General features: G+C 67.3%; 23 protein-coding genes. 15 read left to right on the top strand and 8 right to left on the bottom strand.

What is annotated here, in order from left to right:
- The first annotated feature begins 124 nt into the window (after positions 1-124).
- Entirely contained in the window at positions 125-2,287 is a 2,163-nt protein-coding gene (locus tag ARTB_RS14505) for an acyltransferase family protein (RefSeq protein WP_243181204.1), read from the top strand.
- Between the two features lie 124 nt (positions 2,288-2,411).
- Here ARTB_RS14505 and ARTB_RS14510 read toward each other — a convergent pair whose 3' ends face one another.
- From ARTB_RS14510 to ARTB_RS14540, 7 genes are all read right to left on the bottom strand, one after another.
- Complete coding sequence (locus tag ARTB_RS14510; protein WP_243181205.1) at positions 2,412-4,400, bottom strand: DUF6541 family protein; 1,989 nt, start codon at positions 4,398-4,400, stop codon at positions 2,412-2,414.
- Between the two features lie 12 nt (positions 4,401-4,412).
- Positions 4,413-5,276: a glucose-1-phosphate thymidylyltransferase RfbA gene (gene rfbA / locus ARTB_RS14515; protein ID WP_243181206.1), complete on the bottom strand. Its 864-nt coding sequence runs from the start codon at positions 5,274-5,276 to the stop codon at positions 4,413-4,415.
- A gap of 75 nt (positions 5,277-5,351) precedes the next feature.
- A complete protein-coding gene (locus ARTB_RS14520) occupies positions 5,352-6,287 on the bottom strand; it encodes a glycosyltransferase (RefSeq protein ID WP_243181207.1) in 936 nt (311 codons plus the stop codon).
- Entirely contained in the window at positions 6,284-7,171 is an 888-nt protein-coding gene (locus ARTB_RS14525) for a glycosyltransferase (protein WP_223916130.1), read from the bottom strand. Before ARTB_RS14525 ends, ARTB_RS14520 begins: the two co-directional genes overlap by 4 nt.
- Before the next feature lie 9 nt (positions 7,172-7,180).
- The gene (locus tag ARTB_RS14530) at positions 7,181-7,555 is read right to left on the bottom strand and encodes a DUF2304 domain-containing protein (RefSeq protein WP_043435190.1); all 375 of its coding nucleotides are present in this window, start codon (positions 7,553-7,555) and stop codon (positions 7,181-7,183) included.
- A complete protein-coding gene (locus tag ARTB_RS14535; RefSeq protein WP_243181208.1) occupies positions 7,555-8,307 on the bottom strand; it encodes a glycosyltransferase family 2 protein in 753 nt (250 codons plus the stop codon). Before ARTB_RS14535 ends, ARTB_RS14530 begins: the two co-directional genes overlap by 1 nt.
- A gap of 123 nt (positions 8,308-8,430) precedes the next feature.
- Entirely contained in the window at positions 8,431-9,681 is a 1,251-nt protein-coding gene (locus ARTB_RS14540) for a polysaccharide biosynthesis protein (protein WP_243181209.1), read from the bottom strand.
- Between the two features lie 96 nt (positions 9,682-9,777).
- Here ARTB_RS14540 and ARTB_RS14545 point away from each other — a divergent pair, with 96 nt between their 5' ends.
- Genes ARTB_RS14545 through ARTB_RS14555 form a run of 3 tightly spaced genes read left to right on the top strand, consistent with a single transcriptional unit; the run spans position 9,778 to position 12,976 of the window.
- On the top strand, positions 9,778-10,533 hold the full coding sequence (locus ARTB_RS14545; protein WP_243181210.1) for a glycosyltransferase family 2 protein: 756 nt from the start codon (positions 9,778-9,780) through the stop codon (positions 10,531-10,533).
- A gap of 31 nt (positions 10,534-10,564) precedes the next feature.
- Positions 10,565-11,563, top strand: a complete 999-nt coding sequence (rfbB, locus tag ARTB_RS14550; protein WP_243181211.1) for a dTDP-glucose 4,6-dehydratase — start codon at positions 10,565-10,567, stop codon at positions 11,561-11,563.
- 3 nt (positions 11,564-11,566) lie between these two features.
- A complete protein-coding gene (locus ARTB_RS14555; protein WP_243181212.1) occupies positions 11,567-12,976 on the top strand; it encodes a sugar nucleotide-binding protein in 1,410 nt (469 codons plus the stop codon).
- A gap of 105 nt (positions 12,977-13,081) precedes the next feature.
- Here ARTB_RS14555 and ARTB_RS14560 read toward each other — a convergent pair whose 3' ends face one another.
- Positions 13,082-15,595 (bottom strand): lysozyme, encoded by a 2,514-nt coding sequence (locus ARTB_RS14560; RefSeq protein ID WP_243181213.1) that lies wholly within the window; start codon positions 15,593-15,595, stop codon positions 13,082-13,084.
- Between the two features lie 291 nt (positions 15,596-15,886).
- On the opposite strand from ARTB_RS14560, the gene ARTB_RS14565 reads away from it, so the two are divergent.
- From ARTB_RS14565 to ARTB_RS14615, 11 genes are all read left to right on the top strand, one after another.
- A complete protein-coding gene (locus tag ARTB_RS14565; protein WP_243181214.1) occupies positions 15,887-17,110 on the top strand; it encodes a CpaF family protein in 1,224 nt (407 codons plus the stop codon).
- On the top strand, positions 17,110-17,964 hold the full coding sequence (locus ARTB_RS14570; protein ID WP_243181215.1) for a type II secretion system F family protein: 855 nt from the start codon (positions 17,110-17,112) through the stop codon (positions 17,962-17,964). Before ARTB_RS14565 ends, ARTB_RS14570 begins: the two co-directional genes overlap by 1 nt.
- On the top strand, positions 17,961-18,902 hold the full coding sequence (locus tag ARTB_RS14575; protein ID WP_243181216.1) for a type II secretion system F family protein: 942 nt from the start codon (positions 17,961-17,963) through the stop codon (positions 18,900-18,902). The genes ARTB_RS14570 and ARTB_RS14575 overlap by 4 nt, the downstream gene beginning before the upstream one ends.
- 246 nt (positions 18,903-19,148) lie before the next feature.
- Entirely contained in the window at positions 19,149-19,400 is a 252-nt protein-coding gene (locus tag ARTB_RS14580; protein WP_243181217.1) for a hypothetical protein, read from the top strand.
- Positions 19,401-19,403: 3 nt separating this feature from the next.
- Positions 19,404-19,829, top strand: coding sequence for a TadE family protein (locus ARTB_RS14585; RefSeq protein WP_084475966.1), 426 nt, complete (start codon positions 19,404-19,406; stop codon positions 19,827-19,829).
- Complete coding sequence (locus tag ARTB_RS14590; protein ID WP_243181218.1) at positions 19,810-20,262, top strand: hypothetical protein; 453 nt, start codon at positions 19,810-19,812, stop codon at positions 20,260-20,262. The genes ARTB_RS14585 and ARTB_RS14590 overlap by 20 nt, the downstream gene beginning before the upstream one ends.
- 35 nt (positions 20,263-20,297) lie before the next feature.
- Positions 20,298-20,711, top strand: coding sequence for a pilus assembly protein TadG-related protein (locus ARTB_RS14595; RefSeq protein ID WP_243181219.1), 414 nt, complete (start codon positions 20,298-20,300; stop codon positions 20,709-20,711).
- A 141-nt stretch (positions 20,712-20,852) separates the two neighbouring features.
- On the top strand, positions 20,853-21,968 hold the full coding sequence (prfB, locus tag ARTB_RS14600; RefSeq protein ID WP_028276033.1) for a peptide chain release factor 2: 1,116 nt from the start codon (positions 20,853-20,855) through the stop codon (positions 21,966-21,968).
- A gap of 193 nt (positions 21,969-22,161) precedes the next feature.
- Entirely contained in the window at positions 22,162-22,983 is an 822-nt protein-coding gene (gene ftsE / locus ARTB_RS14605; protein WP_243181220.1) for a cell division ATP-binding protein FtsE, read from the top strand.
- Positions 22,980-23,894, top strand: a complete 915-nt coding sequence (ftsX, locus tag ARTB_RS14610; protein ID WP_028276034.1) for a permease-like cell division protein FtsX — start codon at positions 22,980-22,982, stop codon at positions 23,892-23,894. Before ftsE ends, ftsX begins: the two co-directional genes overlap by 4 nt.
- A 26-nt stretch (positions 23,895-23,920) precedes the next feature.
- Entirely contained in the window at positions 23,921-25,324 is a 1,404-nt protein-coding gene (locus ARTB_RS14615) for a M23 family metallopeptidase (RefSeq protein ID WP_243181320.1), read from the top strand.
- Positions 25,325-25,387: the final 63 nt, after the last annotated feature.

The following is a 25,387-nucleotide window of genomic DNA, read 5'->3' on the forward strand; positions in this document are numbered from 1 at the left end:
CCGCAACCGGTAACGGCAGCGCATCTGTTGGGACCATGTCCACTGGACATGGTCCCAACAGGTTCCGGGCAAGCGCACCCAGTGCAAATTAACGATGACGTTGTTTGAAAACCGAAAGAGAACCGTGACCTCTGAGCCGTCGGCGGCTGTCCTGCCCCAGCCCCAGGGCTCCCCCGAGCGGCCCAGACCCGCCAGCAACAAGGGTGTTACCAGCGCGGGAAGGAACGGCCGGCGACTGGACATCCAGGGGCTGCGCACCCTGGCGGTGGGCATGGTGATCATCTATCACGTCTGGCCCGGTATTCTCCCCGGCGGTTTTGTCGGGGTCGACGTCTTTTTCGTCATCTCCGGCTTCCTGATCGTGGGATCGCTCGTCCAGGAACTGGCGCGTACCGGACACATCCGGCTCTCTAATTTCTACGCGAAACGGATCAGGCGCCTGTTGCCGGCTGCCACCACGGTTCTGCTGGCGACCATGCTGGGCGCCGTGGTCCTGCTGCCGCAGAACCGTTGGCAGTCCATTTCCCTGGACGTCATCATGTCCGCCCTGCAAGTGCAGAACTGGAACCAGGCCTTCAGCGTGGACAGTTACGCCGCGGCGACCGCCCTGGTGTCTCCGGTGCAGCACTTCTGGTCCCTGGCCGTGGAAGAGCAGTTCTACCTGATCATTCCCGTCATCCTGCTGGCGGGAGTGGCCGTCACTGTGAAACGGCGCTTACGGATCGAAACCGTCTCCTTGTGGATCCTGGCGGTGGTGTCGCTGGCGTCCTTCGTCCACAGCGTCGCCTTCTCGTCCTCCCAGCACGACATGGCGTACTTTGCGACCACCACGCGGATCTGGGAGCTGGGCGCCGGGGGCATCGGCGCCTTGCTGATTCCCAAATTGTGCCTGGGCCCGGTGCGGGCGTGGCTTTCGGGTTGGATCGGCCTTGGTGTGATCGTCTTTTCCGCGATGGCACTCTCCGTTGCGATGGACTTCCCGGGCAGCATCGCCCTCCTGCCCGTCGCGGGGACATTGCTGCTGCTCGCCGCCGGTTCGCCGGCGGCCGAACCGGCCACTCCGGGCAGCCCTGCCGGTTACTCGGCAAGCCGGGTCCTCAGCCTGCGGCCAGTGACCTACATCGGCGATCTCTCATATTCCCTGTACCTGTGGCATTGGCCCGTCGTCGTGATCTACGTCTTCCACCTCGGGCGGGTTCCGGGCGTCATCCAGGGAACCGCCATGGTGGCCATCAGCCTGGCCCTGGCGGTCGCCTCCTACCACCTCGTCGAGCAGAAGTTCCGGCACGGAACCCCATCCGCCCAAGGATCGCCGCCTGGACGGTGGGGATTGCTGCGCCGGAATGCCTTCGTCCTGGCAGCAGGACTGATCGTGGCGTCGACGCTGGCAGCGGCGGTGCCGTGGGGCGTCGTGGAAGCCAAGTCGCAGCAGCTGAACGCGGCCATGAACCTGCGCGACTATCCCGGCGCGACGGCGTTTGATCCCGTCCGGCCCGCCGCCGTCCCCGACGGCCTGCCCGTCCGGCCCGATCCCGCCGTCGCCGTGAAGGATGTGCCACTGACCTGGACGGAGACGTGCGGAAAGTTCAACCCGGCCGTCACCGGGGTTGACCAATGCGTTTTCGGCGCGCCGGACGCCACCCAGACGGTGGTCGTCGTCGGGGACTCACACGCCGCGCAGTATGTGGATCCGCTCGTGATTGCCGGCGCAGGCGGGGGCTGGACAGTACAGGCCATGGTCCGGAACGGATGCCCCTTCACGGCAGCGCCGGCCGCCAATGGCACCACTGTGTACCGCGGTTGCTCCGAACAGAACAAAGCCACGTTGCAGCGCATCCTGACGCTGCGTCCACAGTTGGTGGTGGTATCGGGAATGGCGCCGGCCGGCTACCGCGAAGCCCTCAAATGGACGTGGGCCAGCCCGGAAGAACTCGTCAACGGCTATGTCCAGCTCCTGAAGCCGCTCCGGGAAGCCGGGATCCGTGTGGCCGTCGTGCCCGACACGCCGTATCCGGAATTTTCGGTACCGGACTGCGTCCAGGCCAATGGACCGGGCTCGCCCGCGTGCCAGTTCACCGTATCCGACGCCGGCACCGCCGCAGACCCCCTGCAGCTGGCCGGAGCGCGGGTGCCCGGCGTCGAGGTTCTGGATATGTCCGCCTATTTTTGCCGGCAGGGGATCTGCCCGGCCGTGATCGGCAACGTGCTCGTATACCGGGACAACCATATGACCAACACCTTCGCCAAGACGCTGGCACCGGCGCTGGCCCGGCAGCTCAGCTTTTAGGCAGCGGCTGCGGAACCTGTCCCGCGGGCCGCGGGCCCACGGCCCAGGGACCGGAGCAGCCTTCGGGCAAGGTGCCGCTGCAGGCTGCGGCACCTTGCCCCGCAGCCTGCGGCACGCCGGGGGTTCAGTTCCCGCAGGCGGTGACCTTGTAGAGCTTCGCCTCGCCCTGGCTGTCAATGAGCTGCACGCCGGGGTTCGCTGCGAGGTTGCGCAGCCCGGGGGGAGTGTGGTCTCCGCCGTGGACTTCGACCGGACCGAAGTCCAGGATGTAGAAGGCATTCGCCGCGCGGACTGCCTGGCAGACGCTGGCGTCCGTCGTCACGTTGCCCATCGAATCGTAGATCCGCTTCACATCCGGGGAGACGTAGCTCATGACATGCAGCTGGGCCGACTTCCGCTCACCCAGCGCGTAGGACAGCGCCGCACCGGTATAGGGATTGTCGATCAGCAGGGCATTATCGGGGACAGTCTGGGGCAGGCGCTTCATGAGCTGGAGCTCGTCGGTGGAGACCAGCGGCGAATCGGCGGCGAGCCTGTAGTTCCTCGAGCCCTGCTCAACCTCCAACTCCAGGCCGCCCTGCTGTCCCAGGGCGATAGCGGCCAGCACGACGGCGGCGATGCCTACGGTCCGGTAGGCCGCGGTTCCGGCGCGCCCCCAGCGCGGAGAGCCGTCAAGGGCCACCGCGAGGGCCTTGGACCGGCCGCGCATCGCCAGGACGCGGCGCCCTGCCCAGTCAATGCCGACGGCGACCAGCAGGACCGCAACCAGCGGCAGCAGGGCGGCAATCCGGTAGCTGTCGTTGTACCAGACGCCGGTGAGGACGTCCCGGGTTTCTGACTTGGTAAAGCCGGAGACCACAACGAACAGATAGGTGAACAAGGCGAAGACGGCAGCGATCCACACGCGCTGCCAGCGGTCCTGGAAGCACGCCCAGAGGCCGAGGAATACCAGGGGGGCGACGAGCCAGGCCAGTGCCAGGCCATCGGGGGAGATGGTGACGGCTTCGCCAATGGCCTTAGGAATGCTCTGGTACGGGCCCCAGAACGAAGCCTCGGGGGGTGGGCGCAGATTGGTCCACAGCAGGTCGAATGCGACGGCGTACCCGGCGACCGGCAACGCCAGCCTCAAGACGTACGAGCGGGCGCGGGCCTGCTTCCGCCGAAGGGCGGCGGCAGAGCGCCACACCAGCGTCACCACCATGGGCAGCGTCCACGTCAGCCAGGCCATGAACGTCGTGGGATGGGCGACAATCAGGCCGGTGAGCGCCAGCAGCAGGGCAAGTATCGAGGCGAGATCGCGGCGGACAAGTCCGGGCGTCAACCCGGCACACGCCGCTGCCAGGGCGACGCTGGAGGGCAACACGCTAATGGCCAGCAGGTTGGGATACAGGACCCCAAAGTCCATCATGAGCAGGGGGAAGGCACCCAGCGACGCCGCCGCAATGCCTGCGGCGACCAGCGCGGCCGGGCGTCCTCCCACCACTGACCGCGCCAACAGGAGGCATCCCAACGGCCAGAACACGGCCGCAAGGACGATGCTGGTGATATTGACGGCGAGCGGGACGCTCGCGCCCGTTGCCATGGCGACGAGGGTGGCTACAGCGTTCCAGCCGGCCGGGTAGGCCCCGCCGCCGGTCATCGCACCCAGGGTCAATGACGACGCCTGGCCGGTATCCAGGGCAAACCTGACCGAATTCAGGTGGAAGACGGCGTCATAAGTCTGGGAAATTGCCTGCGGGCTGCCGATCAGATGGACGGTGTGGACGGCGAGGAGCCCGCCGGCGATGACGGCTCCGGCCAGCGCCGCGAGGTCGCCGCGGACGTCCGGCACCCGCAACGGATTCAGACCGGTTGCGGCCGGGCCGGAGGGACGGAACCGCGCCGCCCACAAACCGAGCAGGGACAGAGCCACCGCCACCACGGCCACGGGGAGCAGCCCGAACCTCACCTTCAGGAACGGGGCCAACGTGGAGGTGATGACCACAACACCCACGCTCAAAGCGGGGGCAAGCGCCAGGGCGCTGAAGCCCCTGAATCGCAGTGCAACGGAGATGATCAGCCCGGGCAGGACCAGGACAGCGCAGGCGATCAGGACCTGCGGTAAGACGGACATCCACATGAAGGGTTACGGCTCCAGGAGTTCGAGGAGGTACGCGCCGTACCCGCTCTTGACCAGCGGCTCGGCGCGCTGGCGGAGTTCATCGTCGCTCAGGAAGCCCTGGCGCCAGGCGATCTCCTCCGGGGCGCCGATCTTCAGGCCCTGCCGGTTCTCGACCGTCCGGATGAAGTTCGACGCGTCGTTGAGGTCATCGAAGGTTCCGGTGTCCAGCCAGGCCGTGCCGCGGGGCAGGATTTCGACGCGGAGCTTGCCCCTCTCGAGGTAGGTCCGGTTGACGTCGGTGATTTCCAGCTCGCCGCGGGGCGAGGGCTTCAGGTCCTTGGCGATCCCGACGACGTCGTTGTCGTAGAAGTACAGGCCGGGCACGGCGTAGTGGGACTTGGGCCGCTCCGGCTTTTCCTCCAGCGAGACGGCCTGGCCGGCGTCGTCGAACTCCACGACACCGTAGGCTTTGGGGTTCTTGACCCAGTAGCCGAAGACGGCGCCGCCGTCGATGTTTTCATGCTTGCGCAGCTGGGTGCCCATCCCCTGGCCGTAGAAGATGTTGTCACCCAGCACCAGGGCAACGGTCTCGTTGCCGATGTGCTCCTCGCCGAGGATGAAGGCCTGCGCCAGGCCGTCGGGGGAGGCCTGCTGGACGTAGCTGAGGTTGACGCCGAACTGCGAACCGTCGCCGAGGAGGCGCTTGAACTGCTCGGCGTCATGCGGGGTGGTGATGATCAGGATGTCCCGGATGCCGGCCAGGATCAGCGTCGACAGCGGGTAGTAGATCATCGGCTTGTCGTATACCGGGACGAGCTGCTTGCTGATGCCGTGGGTGATGGGATGGAGACGAGAGCCGGTCCCACCGGCAAGAATTATTCCGCGCATGGTATACATCCTCTCCTACCGGTCTGCACTCGGCCAAACCCGTGGACGGCCTGCTGGCCCGCGTGCCCGGTGGTGTCAGGCCGAGTGCCGGCGCCCGGTCCGGCCGCGGAGGCCGTCGGCGGTGCCGCGGAGCGCCGAGCCGAGCCGGGCGGTGCGGCCGGGCGCCAGCAGGGTCACGATCAGCAGGTGCCGCAGATCGCCCCATATCCCGCCAGCCACCCAGGCGGGATACCGGACCGCGTACCGGCGGCCCGTGACGAGGCGGTTCCTGAAGATGTAGTAGTAGCGCCAGGTCGCGGCGGTGCGAACCTGCAGCGGGCGGCCGCCCGCCGGGACTGGCCGGCCAAACACCTTGGCCTCCACCATCGTTCCCAGGGAGTGGTCGAACTCCGCCGCCGCGAGGACGGTGGGCAGGCCCGCGGCGAGTGCGCGGTAATAGTACTCGGTGTCGACCAGGTCGATGAAGAGCTCTTCCCAGAACCCGCCAAGGACGTCCAGCGTGCCGGCCGGGATCAGGAGGCCCGACTGGATCGGCTCCCGGCCCAGGGCGACGCCGTTCCGGGTCCCGGCGCGCAGCACCGGGTTTCCGTGGATCCTGGACGGGGAGATGAGGCCGGGTTCGACGCCGGCGGCCCGCGCGTCCGCGGCGGCACGGCGCAGCGCCTGCACATAACCGGCGGGCAGCAGGGAGTCCTGGTCCACGGTCAGGACGTATTCCGGGTTGCCGTGCCGGCGTGCCGTGCGGATGCCGGCGTTCAGGGCGGCGCCGATACCGGCGTTCTCCGGGAGGCGCACCACTTCTGCGCCGGCCGCGGCCAGCGCGGCGAAGATCGGCTCGAAGCCGGGGCCGCCGCCGTCGTCAACCACCACGACGGCGTCCACCTGCTCCCGCAGCGATTCGACGTTGCCGATCAGCGCAGCCGTCGGCCGGAACGCGGTGACGACGCCGGTGACGCCGGTGGCGCCCGTGGCAGGGACGGGGGATTCGCCGGTCACGTGGGGTTCGCTCACTTTCCGAAGGAATGCCGCAGGAGGATGCCGAGCGTTCCGGAGGCACTTTGCCGGAGCGTGCCGGCGAGGATCAGGAGTGCGTGCGCCCGGGACGTGAGCCGCAGCCGGGCGGCCCGGGCCGCCTTGCGCCAGCCCTTCGCCGTGCACAGCGCCGCGGCCAGGTCGAAGAAGTCGCGTTCACCGACGAACCGGGACCCGTCGACGAGTTTCGCGGACGACGCGCTGTGAGTGTGCCGGCGGTATTCGAAGCAGATATCCGGGACGATCAGCAGCTCGGCCCCGCCAAGCACCATGTCCATGACGAGGGCGAGATCCTGGATGACGGGGAAACCGTCACGGAAGTCGTAGTCCCGGATCCGGTCGCGGCGGAAGGCCAGGGAGGGCCAGTAGAGCCAGTCGCCGTGCAGGAGGCTGACCGCCAGCCGCTCGCCGCCCACGAGCCGGGACCCGGTGCCGCGCGGTTTGACCAGCCGCTGCTTGACGATGTCCACCAGGGGAACGGAGGGTTTGCCGTCCTCGTCGATGATCTGGACGCCGGGCTGGATAATCCAGGCGTCGGGGAATTCGGCGTGGGCGCGCAGCACGACGTCCACGAAGTTCGGCAGCAGAAGGTCGTCGCATCCCATGACCACCAGGACGTCCTGGCTGGCCAGCGAGACGCAGGTCCTGAAGTTCTCGGTGATGCCCTCGTTCTTATCCTTGCGGATATACGTGATCCGGGGATCGTCCGCGGCCTCGACGTAGCGTCTGACGTCGTCGCCCGGGTAGGCGTCGTCAACCACCGTCAGGCGCCAGTCCGGGCTGGTCTGGGCCAGGACGCTGTCGACGGCCAGTTTCATGTAGTTAACGTCGCCCCAATAGGGGATAAAGATGTCCAGTGCCACCGGGGCCTCCTACTTCGTCGTCGGCGTCGCCGGAGCGTCGCCGTCCCGGGAGGACATGTCCTCGACCATGGTCCGGAGGATGGCCACTTCCTCCGCGAGGGTGCGGGTCTCGTCCTCGACCACGGACAGCTCCCAGGACAAGTGCAGGCAGACACCGAGCAGCAGCAGGATGCTGATGATGAACAGCAGATTGGACGGCAGCTGGACGCCGACGCGTTCGGCCACGATCGTCAGCAGGCTCGGAAACGCGGCCAGAACCAGCGTGCCGATGCCCACGAAGAGCCAGAGTGCTGCGTATTTCTCGCGAAGCTTCTTTCGGCGGAGCATCTCGAAGACGACGCCGACGATCGCCAGGGCAAGGAAAAAGGCGGGCCAGTTGCCCATTAGACGGCTCCTTTGGGGGCCAGCGCGGGGTCGGAAATGGTGGACCGCTTACGGGTCAGCGCGAACATGAGGGCGAAGACGGACCGGCCCAGGTAGACGGCGGACTTGACGGGGTTGTGGCTGGGAGTCCCGCCTTGGCGCGGGCGCATTTCCACCGGGACCTGGGTCACCCGGCAGCCGGAGCGGATCGCCACCACCAGGGAGTCGATGGTGTCACCCAGATACTCCGCAGGGTAGTGGTCCAGATACTGGTTGATGGCGCGCCCGTTCGCGGCCCGGAAGCCGCTGGTCACGTCCGTGAGCCGGGTCTTGGCCAGTCCTGAGATGACCTTGGCGAGGAGCTGCATGGCCCACTTGCGCGGGCCGCTGACCGAATAATCGCCGCGGTCGGCAAAGCGGGCACCGATGGAGATGTCCGCGTGCTCCAGGCCTGCCAGGACCTCGTGGATATTGCGGGGATCGTGCTGTCCGTCGGCGTCCACCTGGATCACGCGCTGGTAACCGAGGCGCTGGGCGTACTTGAAGCCTGCCCTCATGGCACCGCCGACCCCCAGGTTGAACGGCAGTGTCAGGACGGTGGCGCCAGCGTCTTTCGCGACCGCGGCGGTGGCATCCGCAGAGCCATCATTGACCACCAGGACATCGTAGGGCCGGCCGACGCTCAGCACTTCCCGGACGGTATTCCCCACGGACTCGGCTTCGTTCCACGCCGGCATTATGACCAGCACACGGGTCGAGTCAAGAATTTTCATAGTTCTCCAATATATCAACGGCGCGGAGGCGGCTGACGGAGTGGGCGGCGTCCAGTTCGGGATTCGTGATCATCCGGGGGAATGCGGTGATGACGGCGGCGACCGGCCGTGGGCATCTGGCGATCACGCTGCTGATCCTACCTTCCGGCCCCGGCCGCGGGCGCCCGCGGGCAGGATCCGGAGGGAAGGGCGCAGCAGGCCCAGGAACAGGAGGGCCTCGCTCACGGCCATGCCCAGGGCGATGCCGGGAACGTTGGCCGCCAGCCCGGCCGCCACCATGAGCAGCACGCCGACGACGGCGGAAACCGCGGTCCACATCAGCACCGACTTCTGGCGCTGGGCGGGGATCAGCACATTCCGGATCAGGGGCGTTGATGAAGAGATGAAGAAGAAGGACACCCCGTAGAACAGGCAGGTCAGGGTGTCCGCGCGGACAGCTTCGCCGAACATCACGCCGGAGACCCACGGGCCGAACAGTGTGAGGAAGATCCCGCCCGCGAGCCCCAGGGCCGCGTGGGCAGCCATGGCCGCGAAGTGGCGGCGGCGCGGGTTGGCGGCATCGTGTTCCAGGGTCCAGCCCTGGAACGTGTTGCCGAGCGCCACAATCGTGAAGAGCCCCAGGCGGTAGATGGCGTCCGCCGAGGCGAAACCGGCCGTGGCAGCGGCCGATGGCACCGTCGCGGTGGCGATCGGAACCGGGGACGAGCCGTAGGCGCTTCCCGTGAAGTTGATGCCGGCCGTGCCCGCGGTGGGCACGATCTCCCGCACGACGGTCCGCGGGCTCCGGGGCAGCCAGGTCCGGGGTTCGCCGAACCGGCGGTGGAATGCGATCAATGCCACGAGCGTCGTAAGGACCGAGACCAGCCCGTACGTCCAGACTTGTCCGGTGAGCAGGATGACCGGGGCGCTGATGATGGCCGCAAAGAAGCGGGGGAGGGTGTCGTAGACGGCGAGGATCCGGGGCTGGCCGGTGCCGATGCCGTACCACGCGGGCGAGAAACCGGTCAGCGCCGTGGCCCAGGCCATGGTGATGGCATCGAGGCGGAAACCCTCCCGGGCCACGAGCGCGACGATCACGCTCATGACGGGCAGGACGAGGACCGCGAGCAGGATCCGGGAACGGACGCTCCTGGAATAAAGTGCCGCCCGCAGCGGGAAGGCGCCGGCACGGGCAATCTCGACCGGGCCCGAGATGTTCCAGCTCCAGAGAATGATGGTCGACGCAAAGATGCCAATGGCTTGGCCGGAGGTGATGCTGGACCAGCCGGCGGCCCCCACCACCCGCGAAACGACCGGGAGGAGCAGGAACGGCAGGACCAGCGCCAGCAGCGGCAACAGGGTGAAGCCTGCAAGCCTGAACAGAACGGGTCTCATGCGGTACGGTCCTCGTGCTGGGGGGGCTTGACCTAACGATGATACGCGATTGCCCCGCACCGGCCCCTGGCCCGGGAGTCGCCTAGAGTGGTTCGCATGAACGACGAGAATGGCCCCGGCGTGCCGAAGATCAGGGCCAGCGTGTGCATGGCCACCTACAAGGGTGCGGCCTTTGTCCGGGAGCAGATAGCGTCCATCCTCGCCGAGTTGGGTCCCGACGACGAGCTCGTCGTGGTCGATGATGCGTCCCCCGACGAGACTGCCGCGATCGTGGAGGGGATCGAGGATCCGCGGATCCGGCTCGTCCGCTCGCCTGTCAACCGGGGGTACGTGCGCAGCTTCGAGGAAGCGATCCGGCTGAGCCGGGGGGAGTACGTGTTCCTGTCCGACCAGGACGATGTCTGGATTCCGGGCCGGCTGGAGCTGATGCTCGCTGCCTTGTCCGGTTCTATGGTGGTCGCCAGCAATTTCGACATGCTGGGCGGCGGAAACCGGCCCTGGATTCCGCGGCTGAAGTCCGCGGACTCGCGGCGGCACGTGGCAAACTTGTTCGCCATCCTGATCGGGTACCGGGCGTACTACGGCTGCGGCATGGCCTTCCGCCGGGAGGCTGCCCGCTGCTTCACCCCGATTCCTGCTTACGTCCGGGAATCACACGATCTCTGGCTGGCCATCTGCGGCAATGTCGCCGGATCGATAACCCACCTTGACGAGTCGACCATTTACCGCCGGATCCACGAATCGAACCAGACGCCGGCCGGCCTGCGGTCGCTGCCGAAGATCGTCGCGGCCCGCGTGATGCTGGTCCGGCTCATGGTCGAAGCCCTCCGGAGGACCCGCCGGCGGGTCTGAGCAGGCAACGGCCTTTCGGTAAGCTGGCCTCATGCAGAAACTCCTCGTCACCGGCGGCGCCGGCTTCATCGGCTCCAATTTCGTCCACTACGTACTGGAGAACACCGACCACCACGTCACGGTCCTCGACAAGCTCACCTACGCGGGCAATGTGGAGTCGCTGGCGGGCCTGCCTGCAGACCGGTTCACGCTGGTGCAGGGCGACATCTGCGACGCCGCCGTGGTGGAGCGCCTGGTTGCCGGGTCCGACGTCGTGGTGCACTACGCCGCGGAATCCCACAACGACAACTCGCTGCACGATCCGCGCCCGTTCCTGGACACCAACATCATCGGGACCTACACCCTGATCGAGGCCGCACGGAAGCACAACAAGCGCTTCCACCACATCTCCACCGACGAGGTCTACGGCGATCTCGAACTCGATGACCCGGAGCGGTTCACCGAGAGCACGCCCTACAACCCCTCCAGCCCGTATTCCTCCACCAAAGCGGGCTCGGATCTGCTGGTCCGCGCCTGGGTGCGGTCCTTCGGCCTGCAGGCAACCATCAGCAACTGCTCCAACAACTACGGTCCGTACCAGCATGTGGAGAAGTTCATCCCGCGCCAGATCACCAACGTGATCGACGGCATCCGTCCCAAGCTGTACGGCAAGGGCGAGAACGTCCGTGACTGGATCCACGCCAACGACCACTCGTCCGCTGTCCTGGCGATCATCGCCGGGGGCCGGATCGGGGAGACCTACCTGATCGGCGCCGACGGCGAGAAGAACAACAAGGACGTCGTCGAACTGATCCTCAAGCACATGGGCCAGGCGCCGGACGCGTACGAGCACGTGGTGGACCGGCCCGGCCACGACATGCGGTACGCCATCGACTCCTCCAAGCTGCGCGAGGAACTCGGCTGGAAGCCGCAGTTCTCCAACTTCGAGGCCGGCATCGAAGACACCATCGCCTGGTACCGGAACAACGAGGACTGGTGGCGGCCCCAGAAGGCCGCCACGGAAGCGAAGTACAAGGAACAAGGCCAGTAGATTATGTCGATCGAGTTCTCGAAGAAGCTCACAGCGCACGAAACCCCGATCCCCGGCGTCGTCCTCTACGACCTTCCGGTCCACGGTGACAACCGGGGCTGGTTCAAGGAGAACTGGCAGCGGGAAAAGATGGTGGCGCTTGGCCTGCCCGACTTCCGTCCGGTGCAGAACAACATCTCGTTCAACGAATCCGCCGGCACCACCCGCGGCATCCATGCCGAGCCGTGGGACAAGTTCATCTCCGTGGCCACCGGCAGGATTTTCGGCGCCTGGGTGGACCTGCGCGAAGGCCCGACCTTCGGCGCCGTGTTCACCGCCGAGATGGACCCCAGCCAGGCCATCTTCATTCCCCGCGGGGTGGGGAACGCCTTCCAGACGCTGGAGGACAACACCGCCTACACGTACCTCGTCAACGACCACTGGTCCGCCGACGCCCAGGGCCAGTACACGTTCCTGAACCTCGCCGACGAGACCGCGGCCATCAGCTGGCCGGTGCCGCTGGGCCAGGCCGAGCTCTCGGACAAGGACAAGGCGCACCCGCGCCTGGCGGACGTCACGCCGATGCCGCCGAAGAAGGTCCTCGTGGTCGGCGCCAACGGCCAGCTCGGCAAGGCGCTGCGCCGGCAGTACGACGGCGACCCGTCCGTTGAGTTTGCCGGCCGGGACGAGTTTGACCTCGGCAGCGAGGAGGCCTTCGCCGGACGGAACTGGAAGAACTACTCCACGATCATCAACACCGCGGCCTACACCGCCGTGGATGCTGCCGAGTCGGCCGAGGGCCGCGCGGCCGCCTGGGCGGTCAACGTCACGGCCGTGACGCGGCTGGCCCGCACCGCCGTCGAACACGACCTCACCCTGGTGCACGTGTCCTCGGACTATGTCTTCGACGGCACGCGCGCCACGCACGACGAATCGGAGCCGGTGGCGCCGCTGGGCGTCTACGGCCAGACCAAAGCCGCGGGCGACGCCGTCGTCAGTGTGGTGCCCCGGCACTACATTGTGCGCACGAGCTGGGTGATCGGCGAGGGCAACAACTTTGTCCGCACCATGGCCTCGCTGGCCGAGCGCGGCATCGAACCGTCGGTGGTTGATGACCAGATCGGGCGGCTGAGCTTCACCGAAGACATCGCCGCCGGCATCCGGCACCTGCTGGAATCGGGCGCCGAGTACGGCGTCTACAACCTCAGCAACGACGGCGAGCAGCAGTCCTGGGCGGACATCGCCGCGGACGTCTACGAACTCTCCGGAAAGCCGCGGGAGGCCGTGACCGGTGTGAGCACCGAGGAGTACTTCAAGGGCAAGGCCGTCTCGCCGCGGCCGCTGAACAGCGCCCTTAACCTGGACAAGATCAAGGCGACCGGGTTCACCGTTCCTTCCGCGGCGGAGCGGCTGAGCGACTACCTCGGTTCCTGATTTAACGGTCCTTAACGGTCAGCCCCAGGCACCACAACGCAGACCGGCCCCCGCATGTGCGGGGGCCGGTCTGCGTTGTGCGTGGTCCGGCGTCAGCCAGGGCCGCTAATAGGTGAGCGTTTGGCACCCCAGCAGGGAATTGTTCAGGCTCAGCATCGAGACCGCGACGCCGTAGGCGCACACCCGGTACTGGCCGCGCTGGGTGATGGGGACCGATGACGTGAAGCCGTGGTTTCCGACCGTGTCGAGGGCCCGGTTGACGTCCGGGCGCTTCTGGTCGGCCATGAAGGCGTACCCCTTCCGGATCCCGTCAGGCGAGGTCACGTAGACGTGGTCCGGGATCGATGAGGCGGGGAAGGACGGATCCAGGGTCCAGCCGGAGGCCTTGATGGAGGCTTTGCCGCTGGCGACCTGGATCGAGGCCGCATCCAGGTAACCCATGGTGGCGGGGGTCGGGGCCGCGCTGATGGACTTGCAGCCCAGCAGGGTGTTGCCGGCCGTGACCGGGGCGATGCCGATGGCATAGGCGCACACGGTGTACTTCCCGGCCCGGGTCAGCGGGACCGAGACCTGGAATCCGTGGTCACCGACCGTCTGCAGCGCGGCGTTGACGTCCGGACGCGGGCGGTTCGCGGTGAAGGCGTAGCCGGGGTTGGTTCCGTTCGGCGACTGGACGTAGACGTGCACGGGCACGCTCTTGCCTGGCTGCACCGGATCCAGTGCCCACCCGCTCACCTGGAAGTTCGCGGCGTTGGGCGCCTGGGTGAGGGACACCGAATCGTAGGAGCCGAAGGGTGCGGGGTTGGCCTCGACGTTTGTGGTCTTGCAGGACAGCAGCACGTTGGCGTTTCGCCCGATCCCGTAGACGCACGCACGGTACGATCCCGGAACGGTGGCTTTGACCTGGTAGTCGAAGCCGTGGGCCAGCCCCAGGCCCGTCGCGTCCGCGACATCCTTCCGTGCGACGTTGGCCGTCATCCGGTACCCGGTGGTTTTCCCGGCCGGGTCGGTGACGTAGGCGTCGGCATAGCTGGAGGCCGAGGGGTTGGCGAGGTCGGCTGCCCAGCCCTTGAGCTGCAGGGTGACCTTGTCTGCCGTGCGGACCTGGCCGAAGCTGTCGAAGGACCCCGTCGGTGCCTCCACCCCGGTGGCCCGGATGGACTTGCAGTCCAGGAGTGTGTTGCCGAAGGACCCGATGGCGTAGGCACAGACCTTGTACGTGCCCGAAGCCGTGATCCGGACCGTGCCGTCGAAGCCGTGCAACGGACCGTAGCCGAGGGCCTGGTCAACATCGGGCCGGGGCTGGTTGGCCTGCCAGGCGTAGCCCTTCGTGGTCCCGGACGGATCAGTCACGTAAATGTGGGTCTGGATCGAGGACGACGTCCTCGCCAGGTCTGCCGACCAGCCCCGGGCGCGCAGGGAGACCGCGGCGCCGTCGCGGGTTACGGAGAGGTCGTCGAAGGACCCGGTGGGCAGCGGCGTCCCGGCGAAGCGCTGGAGTGAGGCATAGTCGCCGTTCCAGATATTGGAGTCACCCACGAACGGCCCGGTGCTGCTGTATTGCCACATGCTGAAAACGCTCCAGCTGGAGGGGACGGGCCCGGCGTTGTCCGTGGCGGAGAGCGGGTAGGACGCGACCCACAGCGGGTAGTCGCCGAAGCCCGCCGCGTTGGCCGTGCACTGGTTCCACCACGACGTGTTGGTGTAGATGACGGGAAGGCGGCCCGTGAGGGCCCGCATGGTGTTCCCGAAGTCGCGCACCCAGGACGTCAGCTGCGAAGGGGACATGCCGTAGCAGGTGTTGCCGAAGTAGAAGCCGTTGATGGTTCGGCCGGCGTAAGGGTTGAATTCGAAGTCGAGGACCGGGGGCATGGTCCGGCCGTCGGCACTCCAGCCGCCGCCGTTCTGGACGAAGAAGCGTGCCTGGTCGGCTCCCGATGACCAGTTCGGGATCGCGAAGTGGTAGGCGCCCCGGATCATCCCGACGCTGCGGGCGCCGTCGTACTGGGCGCCGAAGGAATCATTGGTGAAGTAGTTTCCTTCGCTGGCCTTGACGTAGGCGAAGCGGGCCCCCATGTTCCACTGGCTTTGCCAGTTGACGCTGGTCTGGTGGCCGCTGACGTCCAGGCCTTTGACCCCGTACGACGGCGACCACGTGCCCTGCGTGGTGAGCGATTCAATGGCGGCGGACTCGGTGGTCGCCTTCAGAAGTGGCGACGGAACGCTGACCCGGGCGGAGCGCTGGCCCATCTCGGCGCCACCGGGGCCGACCGCCGCGGCCATGGCCGCCCGGTCCTTGACGCCGCCTGCCGGCGCCGCGGACTGTGCCGCCGCCTGGGTTGCGGTCGCTGCCTGCGTTGCGGTCGGTGCCGGCGCCGGGGCGGCCGGTGCAGGTGCCGTGGGGGCCGGGCGGGCCGTTGCGGATGCCGCCGGCACGGTGCTCGTGGCCGTCGGCGACGGGCTGGCAGAAGGGGTGGCAGACGCCGGGGGCGTGGCCGGCTGCTCGACGGCGGTTGCCGGCGACGGAACGCCGGTGATGGCCAGCAGGGTGGCGGCGAGGAGAATGGCCCCTGCCCGGCGGCATCGGTGGCTGGTGGGGGGATAAAGGGTGCGCTTCATGTTCCGCTCCGGGGCAATGGCACGCTGTGGGAGCCGCGCCACACGGTCTCGCGCCCGAGGGGCTACGAAGAGAGCTGGCCGGGCTGAGAGAATGTCTGACTTAACGCGCTCACCCTAACATCGGCCGACATCTGAGACCAGTGATTCAAGAGTTACCAAAGTGAAAGTTGTCATGTTGAAACCAAGCGGTTATCCACATGCACCCACGGCACCCCTTGCCGGACCGGTTGCCCGCCCCTAGTTTTAACCCCATCGCGCCGGCACCGGGGCGGCAGTCATATGGGGGTCCAGGTGGAGGCTGTACGCATTGTTGAGGACGAGGTCCGTGAGCTGATCCGCCGGCGGGGCCTTGACCCCCTGCGGGAGTCCGGCGAAGTCCGGCGCCTGGTCGAGGCGGCTGTCAGCGACTACGACGAACGGGCCCTCCTGGCGCCGCTGCCCCCGCTGGGCCCGTTGGAGTCGGCCCGGAGATTCGTCTTCGACGCTGTGGCGGGCTTTGGTGCGCTCCAGCCTCTCCTCGACGATCCGGGCATCGAGGAAATCTGGCTCAATGCGCCGAATGAAATCTATGTGGCGCGCAACGGCGAATCGGAACTGACCTCCGTTTCGCTGACGGACCAGCAAGTCCGGGACCTTGTGGAACGGATGTTGAAGAGCTCAGGCCGGCGCCTGGACATGTCCTCGCCGTTCGTGGACGCGGCGCTCCCGGACGGCTCCAGGCTGCACGTCGTGATCCCGGACGTCACCCGGCGTCACTGGGCAATCAACATCCGCAAGTTCGTCGTCAAAGCCAGCCGGCTCGAGCACCTGGTGGAGCTGGGAACGCTCACCCCGCAGGCGGCCAGGTTCCTCGGCGCGGCCGTCGCCAGCGGCCTCAACATCCTGGTCTCGGGCGCCACCCAGGCGGGCAAAACCACCATGCTCAACTGCCTCGCCGCCAGCATCGGCACCCGCGAACGGGTCATCACGGTGGAGGAAATCTTTGAACTGCAGTTGCCGCTCCGCGACGTCGTCGGTCTTCAGTGCCGTCAGCCGAACCTGGAGGGGCAGGGGGAGATTCCGCTGCGCCGCCTGGTCAAGGAGGCCCTGCGCATGCGGCCGGACCGGATGGTGGTCGGGGAAGTCCGGGAGGCCGAGAGCCTGGACATGCTCATCGCTTTGAATTCCGGCCTTCCCGGAATGTGCACCGTGCATGCGAACTCCGCCCATGATGCCGTGACGAAAATCTGCACGCTGCCGCTGCTCGCCGGCGACAACATCTCCAGCGCGTTCGTAGTGCCCACCGTCGCGTCCTGCATCGATCTGGTGGTCCATTGCAGCAGGCACACCAGCGGGCGGCGACAGGTCACCGAGATCCTGTCCCTGGGCCGCCGGGTGGAAAACGGGATCATCGAGTCATCCATGGTGTTCACGATGTCGGACGGGCAGCTTCTGCCCAAGGCCAACTCCATGCCCGCCGCGGAAAAGTTTGCCCGATCCGGGTACGACGTCGCTGCGCTGCTGGAGCAGCGGTGATGGCGCCGCTGGTCGGGATGCTGGGCGGCGCCGGCCTCCTGCTGATCTGGTGGTCCGCGTGGGAGACGCCTGAGAGCGGGCGGCGCAGGCCCCGGACCAGCCGGCTTGAGGACCTCCTGCGGTCGGCGGGCATCGAAAAGGTCAGCGCGGCAGGGCTGCTCGCCTCGTGCCTTGGACTCGGGGCCTTCACAACGCTCGCGTTCTTCGCAGTTACCGGGTCATGGCCGATCTCGGGATGCTTTGGCCTCTTTGGCGGCTGGCTGCCGATGGCGATGGTCCGGTGGCGTGCCAGAAAGCGCACGGCTGTCCTCCGCCAGCTCTGGCCCGACGTCGTTGATCATTTGCGCTCAGCCATCAGGGCCGGCCTGTCGCTGCCAGAGGCTCTTATCCAGCTGGGCGACAAGGGCCCCGTGGAGCTTCGCCACGTGTTTGTGGACTTTGGCTCCGACTACCGGTCGGGAGGCCAGTTCGATCCCTCACTCACCCGGCTCAAGGACCGTCTGGCCGATCCCGTGGCGGACCGGATCGTCGAGGCCCTCCGGCTCACCCGGGAGGTGGGCGGTTCGGACCTCGGGAGGCTGCTGGGCACCCTCGCGGAGTTCCTGCGGGAAAGCGCCAGGACCCGGAGTGAGCTGGAGGCAAGGCAATCCTGGACCGTCAACGCCGCACGCCTCGCCGTCGCTGCGCCCTGGATTGTCCTGGTGTTGCTGGCCAGCCGTCCTGAGGCTGTGATGGCGTATAACACCCCGCTCGGCGCTGCCGTCCTTTTGGGCGGCCTTGCCGTCTCCCTGCTGTCCTACGCCATCATGCTGCGTATCGGGGCGCTGCCGGAAGAACAGCGGGTCCTCCGATGACCGGCCTGATGGCCGGCGCCACGGTGTGCGGGGCCGTGCTCGGGGCGGGCCTGTGGCTGTTCCTCGTCCGGCTCCCCTTTATGCGCCCAACGACGTTCGTCGAACGTATCGAACCGCAGCTGAGAACCCACAACCTCGAATCCCGGCTTTTGCGCACCGTCCCGCGGAATGTCACACCGTTTGGGCCGCTCGAACGGATCCTCCGCCCGGCGTTCCGAGACGGTGCCAGGTCCCTGGGCCGGATCAACCTTGGCGCGACGGCGTTAAACCGCAGGCTCGCCCGCGCCGGCAGCGCCAAAACAGCCTTGGACTTCCGGGCTGAGCAACTCCTCTGGGCGGCCGGCGGCTTCGTCCTCGCCGTCGGCGTTGTGGCGCTCGCCTGCTCGATCGGCCGCTTCAGCCCGTTCGTCGCCGTCGTGGCCGTCGTGGGCAGCGCCGTCGGCGGGTTCCTGCTCCGGGACTACCTGTTGGGCGCGCACATCAAGAAACGGGAGGCGCGGATGATGGCGGAGTTTCCGAGCATCGCCGAACTCATGGCCCTGGCCGTCAGCGCCGGCGAAAGTGCCACCGGTGCCCTGGACAGGGTCTGCCGCAGCGCGCGGGGTGAGCTCTCGCAGGAATTCGGCCGTGTCCTCGCCGAGACCAGGTCCGGCAAGCCCCTCGTGGAGGCCCTCCACGAGTTCTCGTCCAGGACTGATCAAGGACCGTTGCTCCGTTTCGTGGACGGGATGATCGTGGCCGTCGAACGTGGAACACCCCTCGCCGACGTCCTCCGGGCGCAGGCACAGGATGTCCGGGACACAGCCAAGAGGGAGCTCATGGAGTCCGCCGGCAAGAAGGAAATCGGCATGATGGTGCCGCTGGTCTTTGGCGTCCTTCCGCTCACGGTCATCTTCGCCGTCTTCCCCGGTCTGGCCGCCATCAGTCTCGGACTCTAGGTACCTGGCGAACGACGACGACGGACAGCCGGCGGCTGCCCACCGGCCGGCACGGGCAGGACTCAAGAAAAGTCGTACGAGGAGGGAACAGGATACGAAGGACGCCCTGCAGCCGGCCGGCCAGCCAGGGGCACACGGTGCACGATCTGCCGGCGACACGTCACGAACCATCAGATCCAAAAACAGGACTCCGGAACAACAGAAAACCAGCAAACAGAGAACCAGAGAACCAGGAAAGAGGACACGATGAAGAACTTCGGAACCCGGGCTGCAGTGGCGGCCTGCGCGCTCAGCATGTTGACTTGGTGGTCTGCTCCGTCGCAAGCGCGGGCGGGGGACCACTCTGACGTGGGTACCGCCCATCCCCAGCGCGGGGACGTCCCCGGCTGGGTCATGATCACCCTCATGTCGGCAGTCCTCGTGGCCGCCCTTCTCGCCCTCGCCGGTCCTGCGCTTGAGGGACTCTTCAACCAGGCCATGGACAAGGTCGGACAGTAGGCAATGGCAGCCCAGGGCGGGGGGACCGGGCGCCAGATCGATAGCGGGGAAAACCGCAAAGGCGTAGAGCGGGGCGCTGCAGTGGTGGACTTCGTGCTGATCGGTGCGTTGCTCACCTTGCTCTTCCTCGCGATCGTGCAGCTCACCCTGGTACTTCACGTCCGGAATACGCTGATCGACGCCGCCGCCTCGGGCGCCAGATACGGCACGTTGGCCGACCGCAACGACGGGGACGCCAAGGAACGGACTGTCCAGCTGATCACGGCGGCGCTCAACGCGGATTTCGCGCGGGATGTGGGGACAAGCGAATCGACGTTCCAGGGCATCCGCACACTCGAGGTGACCGTCCGGGCACCCCTGCCGGTCATCGGCTTCATCGGTCCCCGGGCGCTCTTGGAGGTGAAGGGCCATGCGGCAATCCAGCGTTGAATGGCCGGAGCACGCCGCCTCACCGGAACAGGGGAGTGCCGTGGTCGAGTTCGTCTTCTTGTCCGCGCTGCTGATGGTGCCGCTGGTGTACTTCATCATCACCGTGGGCCAGATCCAGGGCGGGTCGTTCGCAGTCGTGGGCGCCGCCGACCAGGCCGCCAAGGTCTACGTGGCCCAGCCGGACGCGGCAAGCGGCCGGGCAGCGGCAGAGCAAGCCGTGCTGCTGGCGCTCGCCGATTACGGCCAGCCGGCGGGAAACGCCACCGTCGACACCCGCTGCGAGCCTGCCGATTGCCTGGCTCCCGGCTCGGCGGTGACAGTCACCGTCCGCCTCACCGTTCCCCTGCCGTTTGTGCCGTTCAGCGGCGCACTGCATCTGAACGCGAGCCAGCTCAGCGCGTCGGCAACCCAACTGGTGGGCAGGTTCCGGTGAGGGGCCGGCCCGGGCCCCGCCGGCAGGAGGGACAGGTGCTGGTGCTGAGCATCGGCTTCATGCTGATTGCCCTGCTGGTCGCCACCGTCGTAATGGCGGCCTCCAGCGTCTACCTCGAACACAAGAAACTGCTCTCCCTCGCTGACGGCGCCTCGGTGGCCGCCGCGGACAGCTTCACGCTCGGCCAGCTGGGCAACTCCGGCGGCACACCGTCCGCCGTCCTCAGCGGGGCGAGGGTTCGCAGCGCCGCCGTCGACTATCTGGGCCGCAACGGCGCGTTCGAGCGCTTCAGCGCCCTAAGCGTGGCGCCGGGGACCGGCAGCCCGGACGGCGCCACCGCCGTCGTCGTCCTGAGTGCAGCCGTCCACCCGCCGGTGGTGAACTTCCTGGTGCCGGACGGCATCCGGATCGAGGCGACGTCCACGGCGCGCTCCCGCCTCAGCCGGTGAGCTGCTGGCCCGCCACTCCGGTTGCCCTATCTGTAGATGCTGCCAACCAGGCCGTCAGGCAACCCAAGTGACAGGTCACCCGGATACAGGGCAACCGGCAGGGTCAGGGGGCTAGGACACATAGCGTAGGCTTAAAAAACCATGGCAAACATTGATTTTCCCGCTGAAATCCGCGCGCTGCGGGCCACCTACACGTCCATCGAGAACGTCTCGAACGTCGAGGCGCTCAAGGAAGACATCGCCGAGCTCAGCGAGCGGGCCGGTGAACCCAATCTGTGGGACGACCCCGCCGCGGCGCAGGTCATCACCTCGAAGCTCTCGCACAAGCAGACCGAACTCGAGCGGCTCAACAAGCTCGTGGCCAGGATCGACGACCTCGAGGTCCTCGTGGAACTCGGCCAGGACGAGGACGACGCCGACTCCATGGGTGAGGCCGCCGCGGAACTCGAATCCGTCCGCAAGGCGCTGGCCGACCTTGAAGTCGTCACCCTGCTCTCCGGCGAGTTCGACGAGCGCGAAGCCGTGGTGACCATCCGCGCCGGCGCCGGTGGCGTGGACGCGGCGGACTTCGCAGAAATGCTGCTGCGCATGTACCTGCGCTGGGCCGAACGCCACGGCTACCCGACCACCATCATGGATACCTCCTATGCCGAAGAAGCTGGGCTGAAGTCCGCCACCTTCGAGGTCAAAGCGCCCTACGCCTTCGGCACGCTCAGCGTCGAGGCCGGCACCCACCGCCTGGTCCGGATCAGCCCGTTCGACAACCAGGGCCGCCGCCAGACCTCGTTCGCGGCCGTGGAAGTGATCCCGCTGATCGAGCAGACGGACTCCATCGACATCCCGGACAACGAGATCCGCGTGGACGTCTTCCGCTCCTCCGGCCCCGGCGGGCAGTCGGTCAACACCACGGACTCCGCGGTGCGCCTCACCCACATCCCCACCGGCACCGTGGTGTCGATGCAGAACGAGAAATCGCAGCTGCAGAACCGCGCCGCCGCCCTGCGCGTGCTGCAGTCCCGCCTCCTGCTGCTGAAGAAGGAACAGGAGGACGCCGAGAAGAAGGCGTTCGCCGGCGACGTCAAAGCCTCGTGGGGCGACCAGATGCGCTCCTACGTCCTGAACCCGTACCAGATGGTCAAGGACCTCCGCACCGAGCATGAGGTCGGCAACACCTCGGCCGTGTTCGACGGCGAAATCGACGACTTCATCGACGCCGGCATCCGCTGGCGGACGGACAACCGCAACGCCGAGAAGTAGGCCCGGCGCCCGGCCGGGCGCCTCCACTGGGAGGTCCCTGACAATCGCGCGACACGCCCCGCCGTTCCGGCGGTTCCGCCGTTACCCGTGCGTATAGTCGAGGGGCCGGAGCTCTACTTCCCCCAAACGAAAGCCCTTGCGCCGGCAGCAGAACCGGGCCCTCGCGGCCATGTCCTGCAGGGTACTAAGGGCCATGATCCGTTTCGAAAATGTCACCAAGGTCTATGACCAGAAGGCGCGGCCGGCGCTGGATTCGATCAACCTTGAGATCGACCGTGGCGAATTCGCCTTCCTCGTCGGCGCCTCCGGCTCCGGCAAATCGACCTTCCTGCGCCTGGTCCTCAAAGAGGACCGTGCCTCCTCCGGCGCCGTCTACGTGGCCGGCCAGAACGTCGCAAACATCTCCAGCTGGCGCGTGCCGCGCCTGCGCCGCGGAATCGGCGTCGTCTTCCAGGACTTCCGCCTGCTGCCGCAGAAAACCGTCTTCGCCAACGTCGCCTTCGCCATGCAGGTCATCGGCAAGAGCCGCAGCGTCATCCGCGACACCGTCCCCGAGGTCCTGAAGACCGTCGGCCTGGAAGGCAAAGAAAACCGTCTCCCGCACGAACTCTCAGGCGGCGAGCAGCAGCGCGTGGCGATCGCCCGCGCCGTCGTGAACCGCCCCGGCATCCTGCTGGCCGACGAGCCGACCGGAAACCTGGACCCCACCACCTCGATGGGCATCATGGGCGTGCTGGACAAGATCAACCAGAACGGCACCACCGTGGTGATGGCCACTCACGACGACGACATCGTCAACGAAATGCGCAAACGGGTGGTGGAACTGAAGAACGGGGTCGTGATCCGCGACGAGGCCAAGGCCCTCTACACCTCCATGATTCCCGTCGTGGGCCAGTCGCGCCGCCTGCGCGACGCCAGCGGACGGGACGAACAGCCGCAAGTTATCCCGCCCCGGGCCGGCTCGCGCGCCGAAGCCCGCACCGAGTTCCGCACCGCAGGGGAGGGCCAAGCGTGAGGCTTGCATTCGTCCTGGGCGAGATCGGCAGCGGCCTGCGCCGCAACCTGTCCATGGTGATCTCCGTGATCCTGGTGACCTTCGTGTCGCTGACCTTCGTCGGCGCCGCCGGCATGCTGCAGCTGCAGATCAACCAGATGAAGGGCTACTGGTACGACAAAGTCCAGGTGGCCATCTTCCTCTGCAGTGACGGTTCGACGGCGCCCGGCTGCGCCACCGGTCCGGCGACGCCGGAGCAGGAGGACAACCTGCGCACGCTGCTGAAGTCGCCCGCAGTGGCGCAGTACGTCAACGACTTCCAATACGAGTCCAAGGACGACGCCTACAAGCACTTCAAGGAACAGTTCTCCAATTCCCCGATCGTTGACTCCGTGACCCCGGACCAGTTGCCGGCGTCCTTCCGGATCAACATGAAGGACCCGGAGAAGTACGAGATCATCAGCGAGACCTTCTCCTCCCAGGCCGGGGTAGAGACCGTGATCGACCAGCGGCAGCTGCTGGAGCGGCTGTTCTCGGCCATGAACGCCGCGTCCCTGGTGGCCGTGAGCATTGCCGGAGTCATGATCATCTGCGCCATTTTGCTGATCGCAACCACCATCCGGCTCTCCGCGTTCAGCCGCCGCCGGGAAACAGGCATCATGCGACTGGTGGGCGCGTCCAAGATGGTCATCCAGCTCCCGTTCATCCTCGAAGGCGTCATCGCCGCGGTCATCGGTGCCGCCCTGGCCTCCGGCACCCTGTGGGCCGTGGCCCGCTTCTTCCTCGAAGGCGTCCTGTCCAAGCAGTATCCGGACACCGCGTTTATCTCACCCGGGCAGACCCTGATCCTGGTACCTGCCCTGATTGGCCTGGGCGTTGTCCTGGCCGGAATTTCCTCCCTGCTGACCCTCCGCCGGTACTTGCGGGTCTAGCTTTGCGCAACGAAAAGGGAATGCTTATGACACCGATGGCCCGCCGCCCCCTCCGGCAATCCCTCCGGCTCCGCCTGGTGGGGCGCCGCAGCCGGATGATCAGCGCCACCCTGGCGCTGGTCCTGGCCGGGACCATGGGGGCCTCGAGTCCGGCGGCATTCGCCGACGACCTTGAGGACCAGCAGGCCGCGCTGCGCGAGGAGGCGGCCCGGGTCCAGCACTCCCTCGAATTCGTGGACGGCAAGATCGCCCAGGCTGCGGCAGACCTGGTCCTGTACCAGGGCCAGCTCCCCGGCGCCCAGCAGGCGCTCACGGACGCCCAGGGCCGGGTGGCCGGAGCGGTCCAGGAAGTGCAGGCCCTCGCGGCCCGTGTGGACCTGGCGCAGCAGAACAAGGCAAAAATCACGCAGCAGCTGGAAGCGGACAAGCAAAAGATCGCGGACACCCGGAAGCTGATCGGGCAGATCGCCACGCAGGCCTACAAGTCCGGTGGCGTCCCATCCAACCTGTCCCTGTTCTTCGGGTCGAACCAGGGCAGCAGCCTGACGGACACCATCGACCTCGCGGACCAGGCCCTGCGCAGCCAGAACTCCGCGATGGACAAGCTCACCCAGCAGAGCGCCACCAACGTCAACGCGCAGGCCCGGCTGGCCGCCGTCGAGGCTGAAATCACCGACCTCAAGGCCAAAGCCGACGCCGCACTGGCCCGGGAAAAGGCCGCCCGGGACGAGGCCGCAGCCAAGAAGGCCGCCGTCGACAAGCTGATTGCCGACACCACCCGGCTCGACGCCCAACTCCAGGCCGCCAAGCCCGGCATCCAGAACCAGCTCGCGCAGGTCAAGGCCCAGCAGGACGCCGTCGCCGCCGAGATCGCCGAACGCGACCGGAAGCTGCGTGAGGCCTGGCTGGCCGAGCAGCGGCGCATTGCCGAGGCCGCGGCGGCAGCTGCCCGGGCGCAGGGACAGGCGGTCCAGCCGTATGTCCCGCCGGCCCAGGGCTCGCCGTCGGCCTTCGGGCTGCAGCACCCGTTCCCAGGCAATATTCCGATCACCTCCGGGTTTGGCTGGCGGGCGACGCCGCCGGGCACCATCGACTTCTACGGCCAGGGCGGCTACATGCACACCGGCATCGACTTCGGTGCCGCCTGCGGCACGCCCGTCTACGCCGCGGCTGCCGGCACCGTCTTCTCGGCCGGCTGGGCCAACGACGGCGGCGGCAACAACGTGAAGATTTCCCACGGGGTGGTCCAGGGCAACTCGCTGACCACGATTTACTACCACAACACTTCCGTGGCGGTCTCGGTCGGCCAGCACGTCAACCAGGGGCAGCTGATCGCCTATTCAGGCACCACCGGCAACTCCACCGGCTGCCACTCGCACTTTGAGACCTGGCTCAACGGCCGGGCCGTGGACCCCATGAACCTGCTGTAGTCCGGCCCGGGCCATCCGGCAGGCCATCCGGCGGGCCATCCGCTGAGGCGGGCGCCCTGCCGT

The organism is Arthrobacter humicola (assembly GCF_022803015.1).
GTDB lineage: Bacteria > Actinomycetota > Actinomycetes > Actinomycetales > Micrococcaceae > Arthrobacter > Arthrobacter humicola_A.